At 63.6% G+C, this 16,957-nt stretch carries 16 protein-coding genes; 3 read left to right on the top strand and 13 right to left on the bottom strand.

Annotated elements, in window-relative coordinates; all coding sequences use genetic code 11:
* Positions 1–182: 182 nt before the first annotated feature.
* The 10 genes from MPN20_RS08205 to clpS form a co-directional block, all read right to left on the bottom strand.
* A complete protein-coding gene (locus tag MPN20_RS08205) occupies positions 183–1,604 on the bottom strand; it encodes an amidase (protein ID WP_242781043.1) in 1,422 nt (473 codons plus the stop codon).
* Positions 1,605–1,663: 59 nt separating this feature from the next.
* Complete coding sequence (locus MPN20_RS08210) at positions 1,664–3,469, bottom strand: ABC transporter ATP-binding protein (RefSeq protein WP_242781044.1); 1,806 nt, start codon at positions 3,467–3,469, stop codon at positions 1,664–1,666.
* A complete protein-coding gene (locus tag MPN20_RS08215) occupies positions 3,462–4,280 on the bottom strand; it encodes an ABC transporter permease (protein WP_242781071.1) in 819 nt (272 codons plus the stop codon). Before MPN20_RS08215 ends, MPN20_RS08210 begins: the two co-directional genes overlap by 8 nt.
* A gap of 209 nt (positions 4,281–4,489) precedes the next feature.
* A complete protein-coding gene (locus MPN20_RS08220; protein ID WP_242781046.1) occupies positions 4,490–5,437 on the bottom strand; it encodes an ABC transporter permease in 948 nt (315 codons plus the stop codon).
* 13 nt (positions 5,438–5,450) lie between these two features.
* Positions 5,451–6,953, bottom strand: coding sequence for an ABC transporter substrate-binding protein (locus MPN20_RS08225; protein ID WP_242781047.1), 1,503 nt, complete (start codon positions 6,951–6,953; stop codon positions 5,451–5,453).
* 244 nt (positions 6,954–7,197) lie between these two features.
* A complete protein-coding gene (rdgB, locus tag MPN20_RS08230; protein WP_242781048.1) occupies positions 7,198–7,803 on the bottom strand; it encodes an RdgB/HAM1 family non-canonical purine NTP pyrophosphatase in 606 nt (201 codons plus the stop codon).
* Positions 7,800–8,522: a ribonuclease PH gene (gene rph / locus MPN20_RS08235; protein ID WP_242781049.1), complete on the bottom strand. Its 723-nt coding sequence runs from the start codon at positions 8,520–8,522 to the stop codon at positions 7,800–7,802. Before rph ends, rdgB begins: the two co-directional genes overlap by 4 nt.
* 160 nt (positions 8,523–8,682) lie before the next feature.
* Positions 8,683–9,504 carry an MBL fold metallo-hydrolase gene (locus tag MPN20_RS08240; protein ID WP_242781051.1) on the bottom strand — a complete coding sequence of 274 codons (822 nt, stop codon included), beginning with the start codon at positions 9,502–9,504 and terminating at the stop codon, positions 8,683–8,685.
* Positions 9,501–10,076, bottom strand: a complete 576-nt coding sequence (locus tag MPN20_RS08245) for a DUF2017 family protein (protein WP_242781053.1) — start codon at positions 10,074–10,076, stop codon at positions 9,501–9,503. Before MPN20_RS08245 ends, MPN20_RS08240 begins: the two co-directional genes overlap by 4 nt.
* A 3-nt stretch (positions 10,077–10,079) precedes the next feature.
* On the bottom strand, positions 10,080–10,385 hold the full coding sequence (clpS, locus tag MPN20_RS08250; protein WP_242781054.1) for an ATP-dependent Clp protease adapter ClpS: 306 nt from the start codon (positions 10,383–10,385) through the stop codon (positions 10,080–10,082).
* 52 nt (positions 10,386–10,437) lie between these two features.
* On the opposite strand from clpS, the gene MPN20_RS08255 reads away from it, so the two are divergent.
* Positions 10,438–11,757, top strand: a complete 1,320-nt coding sequence (locus MPN20_RS08255) for a nicotinate phosphoribosyltransferase (protein WP_242781055.1) — start codon at positions 10,438–10,440, stop codon at positions 11,755–11,757.
* Positions 11,758–11,764: 7 nt separating this feature from the next.
* On the opposite strand, the gene MPN20_RS08260 is transcribed toward MPN20_RS08255, so the two are convergent.
* Both MPN20_RS08260 and MPN20_RS08265 read right to left on the bottom strand, forming a co-directional pair.
* On the bottom strand, positions 11,765–13,552 hold the full coding sequence (locus MPN20_RS08260; protein ID WP_242781056.1) for a DEAD/DEAH box helicase: 1,788 nt from the start codon (positions 13,550–13,552) through the stop codon (positions 11,765–11,767).
* Positions 13,553–13,807: a DUF3039 domain-containing protein gene (locus MPN20_RS08265; RefSeq protein ID WP_242781058.1), complete on the bottom strand. Its 255-nt coding sequence runs from the start codon at positions 13,805–13,807 to the stop codon at positions 13,553–13,555.
* Positions 13,808–13,838: 31 nt separating this feature from the next.
* On the opposite strand from MPN20_RS08265, the gene MPN20_RS08270 reads away from it, so the two are divergent.
* Positions 13,839–14,354: a flavin reductase family protein gene (locus MPN20_RS08270; protein WP_242781060.1), complete on the top strand. Its 516-nt coding sequence runs from the start codon at positions 13,839–13,841 to the stop codon at positions 14,352–14,354.
* Between the two features lie 164 nt (positions 14,355–14,518).
* Here the strand turns inward: MPN20_RS08270 and gdhA are convergent, their stop codons facing one another.
* Entirely contained in the window at positions 14,519–15,865 is a 1,347-nt protein-coding gene (gdhA, locus tag MPN20_RS08275; protein WP_242781062.1) for an NADP-specific glutamate dehydrogenase, read from the bottom strand.
* 155 nt (positions 15,866–16,020) lie between these two features.
* On the opposite strand from gdhA, the gene MPN20_RS08280 reads away from it, so the two are divergent.
* On the top strand, positions 16,021–16,674 hold the full coding sequence (locus MPN20_RS08280) for a GNAT family protein (RefSeq protein WP_242781064.1): 654 nt from the start codon (positions 16,021–16,023) through the stop codon (positions 16,672–16,674).
* Positions 16,675–16,957 lie beyond the last annotated feature (283 nt).

Here is a 16,957-nt window from a genome sequence, read left to right on the forward strand (position 1 = left end):
GAGGCGGTGCCCACCGAAGCGTAAGTCGGCAGACAGGAGGGCCGGGGTTCTTTCGAACCTCGGCCCTCCTGTCGTCTGTGTGTGATCGCGTCGAACGCCGCACGCCACCTGAGCAAATCCCGGCCGGCTGGCAGTGCCCAGCCCGTCCGCGCTGCTCAGCCGGCGCTGCCCGTCCGCGTTGCTCAGTTCGGAGAGGTGCGCTCCGGCAGTGGAATGTCCGCAGCCTGTTCGAACCAGGTCCCTGCCGCCATCACGAGTTCATCGGCGAAGCGCCGGCCCGAGATCTGCGCACCGATCGTCCGCCCGTCCTTCATGTACCCGGCCAGCACTGTCGCCGCCGGCTGCTCCGACATGTTGTAGGGCATCGTGAACCCGATGTGGCCCATCGGTTCGTTGACCTTCGGGTACGGCATGGGTTGGTCTGCAGGGAACGCCGCGTTCGGCGACACCGGCGAGATGACCAGGTCGAAGCCGCCGGTCGCGGCCACGCTGCGTCGGCGGATCTCCTGCACGCTGTGGTAGCAGTCCATGAGCTTCACACCGGTCACGTCGGCTCCGCCCTGTGCCCACTGCTGGATATAGGGCAGGATGAGCGCCTGCTCCTCGACGGGCAGGGCCCGCAGATCGGACCATGAGCGCACCCGCCAGAACAGGTCCATGTCCGCCAGCAGGTCATCGTCGATGAAGGGGTCGACTGTTTCGACCTGGGCGCCGGCAGCGGCGAAACGCTCGGCCGCCTCGGCGATGGTGGCCGCGATCTCAGGTTCCACGGGCTCTCCGCACCCGGCGTCGAGTTGGACTCCGATTCTCAGCCCTCGAGGATCGAACGCGGCGTCGGAAGCAGAGTCCGATAGCGTTGCACGATCATCGGCGGCGAACCGGGGCAGACGCGAGTAGTCGCGATCGTCGGTGCCGGAGATGACGTCCATCGCGATCTTCACGTCGGCCATCCGCCGGGCCAGCGGTCCTGCGCAGCGGCCCATGTACGGAGCATCGAGCGGCACCCTGCCGAAGCTGGGTTTGAGACCGGCCAGCCCCAGCCAAGTACAGGGCAGACGGATCGACCCGCCGATGTCGGAGCCGATGTGAATCGGTCCGTAGCCGGCCGCCGCAGCAGCACCCGCTCCAGCACTGGATCCACCTGTGGTCAGGTTCGGGTCAAGAGGGGAACGAGTCACGCCGTGTAGCGAGGAGACGCCGGAGGAGAGCATGCCCCAGTCGGGCATCGTCGTCGATCCGAGAATGATGGCACCGGCTTCTTCGAGGCGCTCGGTGATCGGAGAATCGTGAGTTGACACGGGAACCTCGACCCACGCGTGGCCGCTGGGCATCGGCACACCCTTGCGGGCGACGTTCTCCTTGATTGTCACCGGCACCCCATCGAGCGGGCCCAGCGATTTCCCTTCCCGCCACCGGGTTGCGCTGGCCTCGGCTGCGCCACGTGAGCGCTCATCGTCACGGTGGTGGAGGGCGTTGATGATCGGTTCGAAGTCGTCCATGCGGTCGACGACGGCGGCATGGACGTCGAGCGGATCGAAGTCTCCAGCCGCGAATCCCGTGGTCATCGCGGCAGCGGTGTGGTCGGCAAGCGTGTTCTGGCTCAAGTGCCGTCCTTTCTTCTCGTGCATTCTGCGGACAGGTTCGCTCTCCCCTGCTCTCCGGATCAACCGGCTGAGGCGAGCGCTCCTGCCAGGCTGGGGGTCGCCGCGATGAGGCGTTGCGTGTACTCCTCGCGCGGGTTCGCGTAGATGTCCTCGGTGGTACCGGATTCGACAATGTGCCCGTCCTTCATCACGATGATGTCCGAGCACAGATGCTGGACGACGCCCAGATCGTGGGAGACGAAGAGCAGCGTCAGTGCGTAGTCGTCGACGAGGTCGGTGAGCAGGTTGAGCACCTGAGCGCGCACCGAGACGTCGAGAGCGGAGACCGGTTCGTCGGCGATGAGGATCTGTGGTCGGGTCACGAGCGCTCGGGCGATGGAGATCCGCTGTCGCTGACCGCCGGAGAACTGGTGCGGATATCGTCGCATCGCAGCCGAGTCGAGGTCGACGGCGAGCAGCATCTCCTCGACGCGAGAGAGTCTTTCGTCTCGGCCCATTCCCCGCGCGATCAGGGGTTCGGAGACAATGTCCTCGACCCGCATGCGAGGGTCGAGAGAGGCGAACGGATCCTGGAAGACGATCTGCAGGTTCTCACGCAGCGACCGCAGCGCCGAGGCACTGGCCGACTCGACGCGGACGTCGCCGACTCGCACATGTCCGGTGGTCGGTCTGTCGAGGCCCGAGAGGATGTTGAGCAGCGTCGACTTGCCCGAACCGGACTCCCCCACGATGCCGAGGCGCTGACCGGCCGAGACTCGGAAGCCGATGTCTTCGAGGGCCTGCACTTCAGAGCGCCGGCGAAGCGTGAGCCCCCGGGCCTTGTACAGCTTCGAGACTCCGGTGACCTCGATGAGCGGAGCAGACTGCCCTGTCAGTTCGGGCTCCCGCGCACGCGGACTGTCCACCGCACGTGTTCGTACACGTCCGCTCTCCCCCGCCGAGGCGGTCGTCGGCTCCACATCAGCATCGACGTTTTCGTCAGGGTTCGTCCCTGCCTCAGGGGGTGAGCCTGCTTCGCCAAGGGGCCCCGCATAGGCGAGGGCGGTCTTGAGCGTGAACAGCTTCCCGTTCGCGTCGGTGGCTTCGAGATCGGAGGAGGCCAGGAGACCGCGCGTGTACTCGTGCTGCGGATTCGTGAAGATGTCGTGCACGCTTCCGGTCTCGACGATGCGACCGGAGTTCATGACGATGACCCGGTCGCAGACTCCCGCGACGACGGCCAGGTCGTGGGTGATGAACAGCAGTCCCGCCTCGACGGCGGCCACACGCTCGGCGATGAGGTCGAGCATGTGCTTCTGCACGGTCACGTCGAGTGCTGTGGTCGGTTCGTCGCAGATGAGCAGCCGCGGCGTATTCGCCAGCGCGATCGCGAGCATCACGCGCTGTCGCTGTCCACCCGACATCTGATGCGGATAGGCATAGCGGGCACCCTCCGGATCGGGCATGTGCACACTGGTGAGGAGCTCGAGGACCCGGCCGGGAACGGCACGGCGATCAGTGCTGCCGTGGATGCGCAGCGCCTCGGCGATCTGGTCCCCGATGCGCATCAGCGGATTGAGCGCGCTCATGGGCTCTTGGAAGACCATCGAGACGATGTCGGAGCGCATCCGCGCCAGCGTCCGCTCCTTCGCTTCGAGGACGTTTCCGGAAAATCCCGCCAGCGATACCGTCCCCGTGGCTCTGAGCTCTTCGGGCAGCAGGCCCATCACGGACTGCGCGGTCAGTGATTTCCCGGAGCCGGATTCGCCGATGAGGCCGACCCGTTCTCCCGGCGCCAAGCTCAGGGACACGTCCTTGAGCACTGGCCCATCAGCTCCGGCCGGAGTGATCGTGAGGTCGCGGACCTCGAGCAGGTTCTCAGCCATTGCCGCGGGCCTCCATCTTCGGATCGAATCGGTCGCGCAGCCCATCACCGAGCAGGTTGAACCCCAGCACGGCCAGGGCGATGAACAGTCCCGGCCACAGCGCGAGCCCCGGGTGGGTGGACAGGAACTGCTGGGACTCCTGGAGCATCCGCCCCCAGGACGGAACCGGAGCCTGGGTGCCGAGTCCCAGGAACGACAGCCCCGCCTCGGCGAGGATCGAGATCGCGAACGCCACGGAGGCCTGCACGATGACCATCCCGGCGATGTTCGGCAGGACATGGAAGAGGGCGATCGCGGGCACGCGACGGTTCGAGGCCCTGGCGGCCCGCACGTATTCGGAGCCGAGGACCTGCATCGTGCCGGACCGGGCCACGCGAGCGAACCCGGGAATCGCGGCGATCCCGACTGCGACCATGGCGGGACCGGTCCCGGGTTGGTAGACGGCGGCGAAGATGATCGCGAGCAGCAGAGCCGGGAACGCGAGCAGGATATCGTTGGCGCGCATGATCACGGCCCCGATCCACGCGCCCCACGGATACTGGGCGAAGAGCGCCGCGATGACCCCGATGGGGGTGCCGATGAGCAGGGCGATGCCGACGGCCACGATCCCGACCATGAGCGTGATCCGCGCCCCGTACATAACCCAGGTCAAGGTGTCACGACCGAACATATCGGTGCCGAAGGGATGCTCGAGGCTCGAGGACTGCAGCCGGGCGACGGGATCGACGGCGCTCGGGTCGTACGGTGTCCAGAGGAAGGACACGAGGGCGAGCGCGAAGATGAGGATGACAAGGACGGCGCCGATGACCATGGACGCGTTGAGGCGCAGCAACGTCCGCTTGCGCTGGTCAACGCCAGTTCGTCTGCTCGGACGCACGGCAGCTTCTGGCGCGGCGGTTCCCGGCGCAGTGGTTCCCGGCGCAGTGGTTCCCTCCGCCGAGGCTGCCGCGGGGATCCCGTCGGCGGTGACGACGTTGCGGGGGTTCGTCTCCCCCGACGAGGCGGGGCTCGGGTTCTGGCTCATGCGGCGGTCCTGATCCGGGGGTCGATGATCGGGTAGAGGACATCGACGATGAGGTTGATGACGAGTACGAGCAGGACGAGGACCATGACGATGCCCTGGACTGCGACGAGGTCGCGGTTGGCCACAGCGCGGACGAGTTCCGAGCCGATGCCGGGGATGACGAAGATCTGCTCGATGATCACGGCCCCGACGAGCAGAGTCGCCAGTTGGACGCCGGCGACCGTGACGACGGGAATCGCGGCGTTGCGCAGACCGTGGACGAACAGTGCCTTGGTCCGTGTCAGGCCTTTGGCCCGGGCGGTGCGGATATAGTCCTCGCGCATGACGTCGAGGACCGCTGAGCGCACATAGCGGGTGAGGATCGCGGCCTGGACGAGTGCCAGCGACACGACCGGCAGGACCAGTCGGACGAGGAATCCGCCCACCCCCTCGACCGGGGCCATCCATCCCTGGGACGGGAACCAGCCGAGGGTGAGTGAGAAGACCATGACGAGGATGATCGCTGCAAGGAAGTTCGGCACGGCGATGCCGATCTGGCTCAGGGCAGAGATCGTCACGCCGATCCAGTTGCGCTGCTCGAGTGCGGCGAAGGTGCCCAGCGGCACGGCGATGAGGATCGCGAGCACGATCGAGGCGATGACGAGGATCCCGGTGACCTGGACGCTGCCGACGATGACAGGAGTGATCGCAGCTCCGGTGACGTACGAGGTGCCGAAGTCGCCTGTCAGCATTCCGCCCATCCAGTCGAAGTACCGGAGGACAGGCGGCTGGTCGAGTCCGTACTGGGCTTCGAGCGCCGCCACCGCCTCAGGTGTGGCGTTCGTTCCCAGGGCGACCTGCGCGGCATTGCCAGGCAGAAGGCTCATCAGGGCGAACACCGCCACCGAGGCGACGATCAGTGACAGTGCGAACTGGAGTGCGCGATTGGCCACATAGGTGATCATGGACGACGACGGCTCAGTTCCAGCTCAGATCCGCGATCCGGAAGGCATCGGAGACCCTGTTGGCGGGGATTCCGCTGACATCGGACTTCGCGATGACGAGGTTCGGGAAGAGGAACAGGAAGTCCGACGCTGCGTCATCGGTGATGGTCTTCGCGATGTCCTTCATTCCCGAGATGTATTCCTCTTCGGTTCCGGTGTCTGCCTTCTCCGCGATCTTCTTGATCTTCGAATCGTCGTAGCCGATGTAGTAGTCCTTCGAGAACACGGTGAGGATGTCACGCGGTTCGGCATGGTTGATCACAGACATGTCGAAGTCGTGCTTCGTGAACGTCTTGTCCAACCACACTGCGGGGAACTCCTGCGTCTTGATGTCGGCCTTGAGACCGACGGCTTCAAGCTGGGAGGACACGATCTCGGAGATCGCCTTCGCATACGGCAGGTTCGGGACGGTGAAGGTGAACTTCTCCCCCGCGATGCCTGCCTCGCTGACAAGGTCCTTGGCCTTCTGCGGGTCGTACTTCCAGACACCTGTCAGATCTTCGTAATAGGGATCGGTGGGCGGGACCATCGAACCGATGAGTTCACCGTAGCCAGCCCAGGCCGTGTCGAGCACCGCTTTGCGATCGACGGCGTACATGACGGCTTCGCGGGCCTTCTTGTCCTTGAAGATGCCCTTCGCGTTGTTCATCGACAGCACGACTTCGCCGTTCGTGGTGCCGGAGATGATCTGGTAGTCCTTGCTCTGGAATTCGCCGGCCAGCTCTGGGGCTTGGAGGTTCGAGACGACGTCGATCTCTCCGGACTTCAGGGCGTTCGAAGCGGAGACCGCGTCCTTGAAGTATTTGAACTCTACGTTCTTGACCTTGGGCTTCTCGCCCCAGTAGTCGTCCCTGGCTGCGAAGTCGATCGACTGCCCGCGGGTGAACTTCTCGATGGCGTAGGGTCCTGTGCCGATGGCAGTGTTTGACAGGTCGCCGGTGCCCTGGGTGTCGAAGACCGCTCCGACGAGGCTGGTGAGGTTGAACAGCCAAGTGTTCGACGGCTTCTTCAGCGCGATCTCGACCGTGAGATCGTCAGGGGTCTTGATCGAGTCGACGATGTCCATCTTCGACTTCAGCGCGTTCTTCCAGTCCTTCTGCACCCGCTCGTAGGAGAACTTCACGTCCTCGCTGGTCAGGTCGGAGCCGTCGGAGAACTTCACGCCGTCCTGCAGGTGGAAGGTATAGGTCTTGCGGTCATCGGAGATGTCCCAGTCCTTGGCCAGCGCCGGCTGGATCTCCCCGTCGCCGTCAACGCGGACCAGTGATTCGTAGACGTTCTCCATCAGCGCCTCGGGAATCGCCACCCCCGAGGTGGACGTGAAGTCGAGGTTCGCCGGCTCAGCAGTGAACGCGATGGTCATCGAGTCCTTCTTCGCTGACTCACCGGAATCCGAAGCCCCTGCGGAGCAGGCTGTCAGGAATAGGCTGGAGGCAGCCGCAGCTGCCACCCACATCTTGAAGCGCGGAGTCTTCATTGCTCTCCTTGTTTTCACACACCAGAACCGGGGAATCCACATTCGCTCACCGGCATCGTCAGTTTAGCCGAAGTTCTCACCAGGTGAGGCGGGAGTGCTCATATCGTGGCGAGGCAGTGACTCGGCCCGGACACACGCGAGTGCATCCGGGCCGAATGGCGCGAAACCGGGCTGTCAGGACCGGACATCAATCACGGTCACAGGACCCACAGAGTCTGGTCTCAGAGCCCTGCAGAATTTGGGGTCAGAGCCCTGCTTGGGTCGAGAGGATCGCAGCCAGTTTGTCGAAGGCGATCTTCCGATGCGAGCGAGCGTTCTTCTCCTCGGCCGACATCTGTGCGGCACTGAAGTCTGACCCCTCAGGGACGAAGATCGGATCGTAGCCGAAGCCGTTGGCTCCTGCCGGCGCCGTGGCCAACCGTCCGGGCATGACACCCTCGGCGGAGAACTCTCGCCCATCGGCGGTCACGGCTGCGGCCGCGCAGCGGAACTGGGCTCCGCGATGCTCAGCGGAGATGTCGCTCAACTGGGCCAGGAGCAGTTCGAGATTGGCTTTGTCGTCCCCATGGCTGCCCGACCACCGGGCAGAGAAGATCCCCGGCGCCCCGCCGAGTACGTCGACGGCGATCCCCGAATCATCGGCGATCGACGTCAGCCCGGTGGCGGCAGCGGCAGCACGGGCCTTGATGAGAGCATTCTCAGCGAACGTGACTCCGGTTTCCGCGACATCATCGAGTCCCGCCTCGGCGGCGGTCCTGACTTCGGTGTCCTCCCCGAGCACCGGAAGGAGGATCGCGAGGAGTTCGCGCTTCTTCCCTTCGTTGTGGGTGGCCAGCACGAAGGTGGTCATGCGCTCAGGACCTCGGTCTGGATGCGGGTGAGGTCGGTGCAGCCCTTCGTTGCGAGATCGAGGAGGTGGCCCAGTTCCTCGCGGTCGAAGGGCGCGCCCTCGGCCGTGCCCTGGACCTCGACGAACTTGCCGCTGCCGGTCATGACGACGTTCATGTCGGTCTCTGCGCGCGAGTCCTCGACGTACGGCAGGTCGAGCATGGGTTCGCCGTCGATGATGCCGACGCTGATCGCGGAGATCGAATCCTTGATCGGGTTGTTCGCAGCGGGAATGATTCCGGTCGAACGGCCCTTCTCGATCGCGTCGACGAGAGCCACGTAGGCGCCGGTGATCGAGGCAGTGCGGGTGCCGCCATCGGCCTGGAGGACATCGCAGTCAAGGACGAGCGTGTTCTCGCCGAGCTTGTCGAGGTCGATGACCGCGCGCAGGCTGCGGCCGATGAGGCGGGAGATCTCGTGGGTGCGACCGCCCAGTTTGCCCTTGACGGATTCGCGGGTGTTGCGGGAATCGGTGGCACGCGGGAGCATCGCGTATTCGGCGGTGACCCAGCCGCGACCCTGGCCTTTGAGCCACCGGGGCACGCCTGCGGTCAGAGAAGCCGCGCAGAGTACGCGGGTGTTGCCGAACTCGATCAGCGCCGATCCTTCGGCGGTGTTGATCCAGTTGCGGGTGATTGTCACTTCGCGGAGTTGATCAGCGAGTCGTCCGTCTGCGCGCACTGTGTGCCTCTTTCGGTTGTCGGTTCTGTTCTCTGTTTCCAGTTTTTCAAGTTCTGCTGCGAAGCTCAGCCGGTCTCGACTGAGCCGGTCTCAGCTCAGCCAGTCTCGACTCAGCCAGTATGCTCTGAGCTCACACGGTCCGGCCTCGATCGGTTCGGTCTCACACTGTCCAACTGGTCTCAGGTTTGGCCAGTTCGATGGGCCCACGGTATTCCCGGGCGGCCTCGCCGCGGACGATCGAGCAATCCGTCCACGAAGGGATGTGGGTGAGCACGAGGGACTTGACGTCGGCGGCCTGAGCCACACGACCGGCGCGCTTGCCCGTGAGGTGGATGCCCCGAGCGGTGTCGCGGTCCTCCTGGAACGCGGCTTCGCAGAGGAAGATGTCGGCCCCGCGAGCTGCCTCGACGAGGTTGTCGCATTCGTCGCTGTCGCCTGAGTAGGTGATGACGGAGCCGTTGGCGTCCGTGATCCTCAGCGCGTAGGCCTCGACCGGGTGGTCGACGAGGAAGCTCTCGACCTTCAAGGAGCCGATCTGGTGGCTCGTGCCGTGGTCGATGTCGAAGAACTCGAACGCATGGCTGAGATCGGCGTGGTCGCCTTCGTCGGCGATCGGCGACTTCCCCGGATCGGTGTAGTAAGCGCGTGAGAGTCGTTCCTGGGCACCCGGAGGAGCATAGATCGAAGTCCGGGTCCGGATGGTTCCGGTGTCGGAGACATTGCCGTTGAAGAACTTCGGGTCGTAGCAGTGCTTGACGTAGAGACCTGTCACGTCCATGCAGTGGTCCGGGTGCAGGTGGCTGAGCACGATGGCGCTGAGTGAGTCCGTATCGACGGCGCGCTGGAGTGGACTCAGCGCACCCGAACCGAGATCGAGCACGATGCGCGTCGGCGACGCCTCATCGGTCTCGATGAGGTAGCAGCTGGCTGCCGAGTACGGGCCGGGGAACGACCCGGCGGTGCCGATTGCGGTGAGTTTCATTCCTCGTCATTCCCTTCCAGGTCAGCCAGCAGTGTTGTTGTGAGTCGGTCCTGGATCCAGGTTACGAAGTCGTACAGAGTCAGAGTCAGGTCTTCGGATTCGTCGAGCTCTGACCGGTGGGCGTACTTGTCCTCCTGCGCCTCTTCGGTGTCGATTCCGAGGCGGACGGCGAGGACCAGACGCAGATCATTGAGTCCCTTCATCCAGGCCAGCACCTCGTCACGGGACAGGGTGATCGGAGACGATCGGCTCAGCCCATTGAGCACGATGCGCACATTGTGGGCCTTCGCCTGCTGGAGGTCGAACTCGGTGAGGCGCCGGAACTCCTCGGAGCGCTCTTCGTCCTCCGGGTCGACGTCGGGGAAGAGCCGCAGCAGTGCCGGATCGTCCGGACGCGGCCTATCCACCATGCCGAGTCGGGCTTCCCAGTTCTCGGAATCGGGGCGATCGCTCCCGTCGTCGTCCTCGGCCAGCAGGGCGGCCAGGTCGGTGAAGACAGTGAGCATGAGGGTTCGTTCGTTGTCCTCGAGCTTGAGGACGACATCGTCCCCGCGAGCATCAATGGCTGCCATGTGTCAGACGGATCCTGATTCGGGTTGGCACGCGGCCCACAGGCCGTATTCGTGCATGGCTTGGGTGTCCCTCTCCATGGCTTCTCGCCCGCCGGTGGCCACGACGGACCGTCCCTTCTCATGGACTTCGAGCATCAGCGACTCAGCTTTCTCGGACGAATAGCCGAAATAGCTCTGGAACACGTAGCTGACGTAGCTCATCAGGTTGACCGGGTCGTTGAAGACGACGGTCTTCCAGGGCTTCGCCAGGTCCTGGGCAGGTCGGACGTCGACCTCTGGTTCCAGGACAGGAGTCGTTGGATTGCTCACGTTTCCACCTTACGGCAGAACACTGACGCTGTCGTGACGTAAGATCGCGCCTATGAGTGATCTCACACGGACTTCCTCGACTGCTTTCTTCACCGATCAGTACGAATTGACGATGGTGCAGGCTGCCCTGGAATCGGGCGCCGCACACCGTCAGAGCCTGTTCGAAGTCTTCGGACGCAGCCTTCCCGCAGGCCGTCGCTACGGCGTGGTCGCCGGAACCGGTCGGGTCCTCGAGATGCTCAGAGACTTCCGCTTCGGCGACGAGGAACTGAAGTTCCTCAGCCGCGAGAACATCGTCGATTCGACCACGATCGACTGGCTCGCCGACTACTCGTTCACAGGGAACATCCGCGGATATGCCGAGGGCGAGATCTACTTCCCAGGGTCCCCGCTGCTCACCATCGAAGCGACCTTTGCCGAGGGCGTCATCTTGGAGACCCTCATCCTCTCGGCCATGAACTACGACTGTGCGGTCGCCTCGGCGGCGTCGCGCATGGCACAGGCAGCCGGCGATCGTCCCTGTGCGGAGATGGGCGGCCGACGCACCAATGAGCATGCTGCCGTCGCCGCGGCGCGGGCTGCGGTCATCGGCGGCTTCTCGTCGACGTCGAACCTCGCGGCCGGCCTCCGCTACGGACTGCGCACGATCGGCACCTCCGCGCACTCATTCACGCTCCTCCACGATTCGGAGCGGGAGGCCTTCGCCGCCCAACTCAAGTCATTGGGCACGGACACCACGCTCCTGCTCGACACCTATGACGTCGAAGAGGCGCTCAAGACCGCTGTCGAACTCACCGGAGGCAACCTCGGTGGGGTTCGCATCGATTCGGGCGACCTCATCGAACAGGCCAGCGAGGTACGGGCCGAACTCGACCGCCTCGGCGCGCGGGATACGACGATCACTGTCACCAGCGACCTCGACGAACACGCGATTGCGGCCCTGGCCGCGTCCCCCGTCGACTCATACGGTGTCGGCACCCGTGTGGTCACCGGATCGGGTGCACCCGCGGCCGGACTCGTGTACAAGCTCGTGGCCCGGGCAGACGAGGCAGGCACATGGTCAGCCGTGGCGAAGAACTCCACCGGCAAACCCTCACGAGGCGGCAACAAGGAAGCCCTGCGTATCATCGACGGGGCCATCGCTGTCGAGGAGGCCGTCGGAATCCCGAATCTGCCTGACGATCTCGGAGACGGTCGTTCTCTGACCGTCGACCTCGTGGTCAACGGCGAAATCGACGAATCCTTCATCGGCGCCACCGGAGTGAAGAAGGCCTGCGCCCGCCACGACGAGTCCTTGGCCGAGCTGCCGCGCTCAGCACGGCGTATGCAGGACGGCGAACCCGCGATCCCGACGGTGTTCTACTCGAACTGAGCCGCGGTCACTTCTTGCCGACGAACCAGCCCTGGAGCTTCTTGATCCGGGCTTGGATCTGCTCCTGAGTCGCTTGCGCCACGGCCGGACCTCCACACGCTTTGCGGAGTTCGACGTGGACTGTCGCGTGCGGAGTTCCCGTCCGACGCGACCAGGCCCCGACGAGGCTCTGGAGCTGATTGCGCTCCTCCTTCATCGCCCTGTGGTCGAGTTCGCTCGGCACGACCTCCGGCGCCGGAGGGCCCGCGGCGTCCGTCTTCCGCTTGGCCTGGCGCGCCTGCTGAGTGCGCAGGAGTTCGTGGACCTGATCAGGTTCGAGCAGACCTGGAATGCCGATGAAGTCGAGTTCATCTTCGGAGCCGATCGCTCCCCCGGTGCCGAATTCGCCGCCGTCGAAGAGCACTCGGTCGAACAGTGCTTCAGCGCCCAGAGCTTCGAATGAACCCAGCTGGTCGGAGGAAGCTCCTTCGCTCCGGTTCGCCTGCTCCATGGCCTGTTCGTCGAAGACGACGACATCGTTCTCGTCCTGGTTCTTCGGCCGATCGAGGGCGTGGTCGCGTTCGACCTCCATCGTGTTGGCCAGGGCCAGAAGAACCGGGACCGACGGCAGGAACACCGAGGCGGTCTCACCACGTTTGCGGGCGCGGACGAAGCGTCCGATCGCCTGCGCGAAGAACAGCGGCGTCGCCGAGGATGTCGCATAGACCCCGACGCACAGCCGGGGCACGTCGACGCCTTCGGAGACCATGCGGACGGCGACCATCCACCTGTCCGTGGACTCCTGGAACTTCTCGATCCGCGCAGAGGCTCCCGCTTCGTCGGAGAGGACGACCGTGGGTGCCTCTCCGGTGAGTTCGCGCAGCACTTTGGCGTAGGCGCGGGCATTGTCCTGATCGGTGGCGATGACGAGGCCACCGGCGTCGTGCACGGTCCGACGAACCTCGGTGAGGCGCATGTCTGCCGCCTTGAGGACGGCCGGGATCCAGTCACCGGAGGGATCGAGCGCCGTTCGCCACGCCTGGGAGTTGATGTCCTTCGTCGTCTCCTCACCGAGGACGTGAGACATTTCGTCGCCGGCTTTGGTCCGCCACGACATGGTGCCCGCGTAGGTGAGGAACAGGACGGGCCGGACGACGGAGTCCTTGAGTGCACGTCCGTACCCGTAGGAGTAGTCCGCCACCGAGGTGCGGATTCCGTTTTCGTCGGGAGCATAGGTGACGAAGGGAATCGGCGAGGTGTCCGAGCGGAAGGGAGTACCGGTCAGGGAGAGTCGGCGCACTGCAGGGCCGAAGGCTTCACGCACGGCGTCACCCCAGGACAGCGCATCGCCGCCGTGGTGGACCTCGTCGAGGATGACGAGTGTGCGACCGGCGGCCGTACGGTTATGGTGGAGCACCGGTTTAGCCGCGACCTGCGCATAGGTGATGGCCACACCGTGGAATCCGGGCGCGTGCTTGCCTTGGGAGTTCTTGAAATGAGGATCAAGTTTGATGCCAACGCGGGCTGCAGAATCAGCCCACTGCACCTTGAGGTGTTCTGTAGGGGCGACGACAGTGACCCGGTTGACGACGCGCTGAGCCAGAAGCTCGGCGGCCACGCGCAGGGCGAAGGTAGTCTTACCGGCGCCGGGGGTCGCGACAGCGAGGAAGTCCTTCGGCTGATCCCGAAAATAGAGTTCCAGAGCCTCTGCCTGCCACGCACGCAACTTTCCGGCCGTTCCCCAAGCTGCACGCTCGGGAAAAGCCGGTGGGAGTTGTTCAGCAGCGGAGGTCCCGGGGAGACGTTCCGCGGACATCTACTCCTTGGGTCCTTCAGACATCGACGAGTAGATCTCTTTGCACCTGGGGCAGACGGGGAATCGCTCGGGATCGCGCGTGGGAACCCACACCTTGCCGCACAGAGCGATCAGTGGAGTGCCCGTCACCATGGACTCCATGATCTTGTCCTTGGGCGCGTAGTGGCTGAAACGTTCGTGGTCGCCGGGTTCAACAAGTTGTTCGGACTGCTCACGCTCGATTGTTGCTGAACCACCTGATGCTGGAGAGGTCATGGCTCCATTGTAGTTCCCTAGAATGAGTGTCATGGACCGATCATACGAGGATTCCCTCACAGAACGTTATCGTGAACTCAGCGACGACATCGCAGCGGCCGTGGCTGTTGTATCGGCGAAGCGAGGACACGCGCTGCATGCGATCACGGTCGATTCGTTCCTCGACGTCTCCTACGATCCTCCCACCATGGCTGTCAGCGTCTATGGCGGTTCGCGGATGATGGAGACCCTGGAAATGAGCGATCATTTCGCGATCTCCCTGCTCAATTCATCCCAGCGGGACATCTCCGAACGGCTCGGGGCATCCGGACAGCCGCTCTACGGTTCACTCAAGGGCATCGATACGTTCCCGGCTCCGCATTCTGGTCAGCCCGTACTCACTGAGGCGATCGCCTGGTTCGAACTGCGCAGGACGGAGATCCTCGAGGTGGCCACGCACAGCCTCGTCGTCGGTGAAGTGGTCGCCCAGGGAGCAGGCGTCGACAGCAGCACGAACAAGCCGCTGCTGCGCTGGCGCAAGGCGTACGGAACAATCGGACGACGATGAAGCGGACACTGTAGCGAATGGCTGTGGCGAATAACAACGGTGAATGACAACGGTGAATGACAACGGCCCTCCGATCGCTGGTCAGCTTCGTTCGAAGCTGGCAGACGAGCGGAGGGCCGCTGAGCGCCGGTCACCGTGTGGCGACTCAGCAGACGGATATCAGATCAGACGACGCCCTGAGCGAGCATTGCTTCCGAGACACGCGTGAAGCCTGCGATGTTCGCACCGGCCACATAGTCACCCGGTGAGCCGAACTCTTCGCCGGCCGCTGCGCAGCTGTCATGGACATCTCCCATGATCTCTGCGAGGCGGGCTTCTGTGAAGTCGAAGTCCCATGTGTCGCGGCTGGCATTCTGCTGCATCTCCAGTGCGCTGGTGGCAACACCGCCGGCGTTTGCGGCCTTGCCGGGAGCGAAGAGGACGCCTGCCTCGGAGAACGTGCGGACCGCTTCGGGCGTGCAGGGCATGTTGGCGCCTTCCGCCAGAGCGATGACACCGTTCTTGACGAGAGTCTTCGCGTCGTCGACGTCGAGTTCGTTCTGGGTGGCGCAGGGAAGTGCAACATCGGTTTCGATGTCCCAGACGTTGCCGCCCTCATAGTAGGCCGAGCGGCCCCCACGTTCCTTCACATATTCAGAGATGCGACCGCGCTCTTCGAACTTGATCCGCTTGACGATGTCGGTGTCGATGCCGTCTGGGTCGTGGATTATACCGCTCGAGTCAGACATCGTGATGACGGTGCCCCCGAAGGCATCGACCTTCTCTGCGGCGAAGACTGCGACATTTCCCGATCCCGAGATCGAAACGGTGCGGCCGTCGATGTTCTTCTTCGCCGCGGCGAGCATGTCCTTGAGGAAGTACACGACTCCGTAGCCTGTGGCTTCGGTGCGCACCATGGATCCCCCGTAGGACAGACCTTTACCAGTCAGGGTGCCTGCTTCGTAGGAGTTCTTGATGCGCTTGTACTGGCCGAAGAGGTAACCGATCTCGCGTCCGCCTACGCCGATGTCACCGGCAGGCACGTCGCGGTATTCGCCGATGTGGCGGTAGAGCTCAGTCATGAATGACTGGCAGAAACGCATGACCTCGAGGTCGCTGCGACCCTTGGGATCGAAGTCCGACCCGCCCTTGCCACCGCCGATGGGCAGACCGGTGATGGCGTTCTTGAAGATCTGTTCGAAGCCGAGGAACTTCACAATACCCAGGTTGACTGAGGGGTGGAAACGCAGTCCGCCCTTGTATGGCCCGAGCGCCGAGTTGAATTGCACTCGGAAGGCGCGGTTGATCTGGACGACACCCTGGTCGTCGATCCACGGAACGCGGAAAATGATCTGGCGTTCGGGTTCGCAGAGGCGCTCGAGAGCGGAGAGCTCGAGGTATTCAGGGTGCTTGTCGACGACAGGACCCAAGGAGTGGAGAACTTCCTGTACCGCTTGGTGAAACTCCGACTCTCCGGGATTGCGATGGAGCACAGTGTCGAAGATTGGCTGCAGTGATGGATGTAGGCTCATGGGAACAACATACCGTGGACCGCATAACATGAGATATCGGGACCGGATTATGGACACGATAGTGTCGAAAACCGTCGATGAGTTAATGGATCAAAACGAACTTTCAGGCGATCCTTCGCCGCAATCTGTCGCGTCGATGCGACTAATATCGGGACATGGATCTCGAGACGATTTGGCCGCCGTTTGCCCTCACCGTACGCACGCAGGACATGGATCTCACCCCGGTCCGAGAGTCAGATTACTGCGAGTTGGCCGATCTGGCTCGAGGAGGAGTCAGGAACGACGGGATCCAGGCATTCCTCGTGGACTGGGACTCAGGCAGTCCTGAGGAGATAGCTCGTTCCATCGCACAGTACCAATGGGGAACGCGAGCGAACTTTCGCACCGATGAGTGGACCATCGAGTTCACTGTCCGCGTCTCCGGCAGGATCGTCGGGGTGCAAGGTGTGAATAGTACGAGCTTCCTCAAGACACGGGCAATCAGCACAGGGTCGTGGCTGGCTCGTGAGGAACAGGGTAAGGGCTACGGCACCAGAATGAGATCGATGATCGTCACTGCTTTCGCCGAACACTTCTCGACGACGACGTTTGAGACTGCATATGTCGAGGACAACCATGCCAGCCGTCGTGTCTCAGAGAAGGTCGGATACTCCCCCAACAGCAGCCGCGTCACCGTCACTCAGGACGGAGAAGCACATACAGAACACCGTATGATTCTTCGCGCGGACGACATCCGAGTTCCGGATGCACCTGTCAACGTCGACGGCGTGAACGCCTTCCGGCAATTCCTCGGCCTCGATCCTTCATAAGCCGATCTCGGCGCAGCGGGGCATGGCAGGTAACACGGACTACAGCGGCTCGACGTCGCTCAACAGCCGGCGCAGGCAGGCCCACACCACCTACGCGCGAATACACGAAAAGGGCCCACCCGAATAAAGCCCGGGCGGTCCTCGAAAAGGGCACAAAAAAGTGGGGACACTCCCCGAAAGGAATGTCCCCACTTCAAAAAATATTGCGGCAGTCACCTACTCTCCCACAACCACCAAGTTGCAGTACCATCAGCGCGAATGGGCTTAGCTACCGGGATCGGAA

Origin of the sequence: Brevibacterium sp. ZH18 (assembly GCF_022748595.1) — a bacterium.
GTDB lineage: Bacteria > Actinomycetota > Actinomycetes > Actinomycetales > Brevibacteriaceae > Brevibacterium.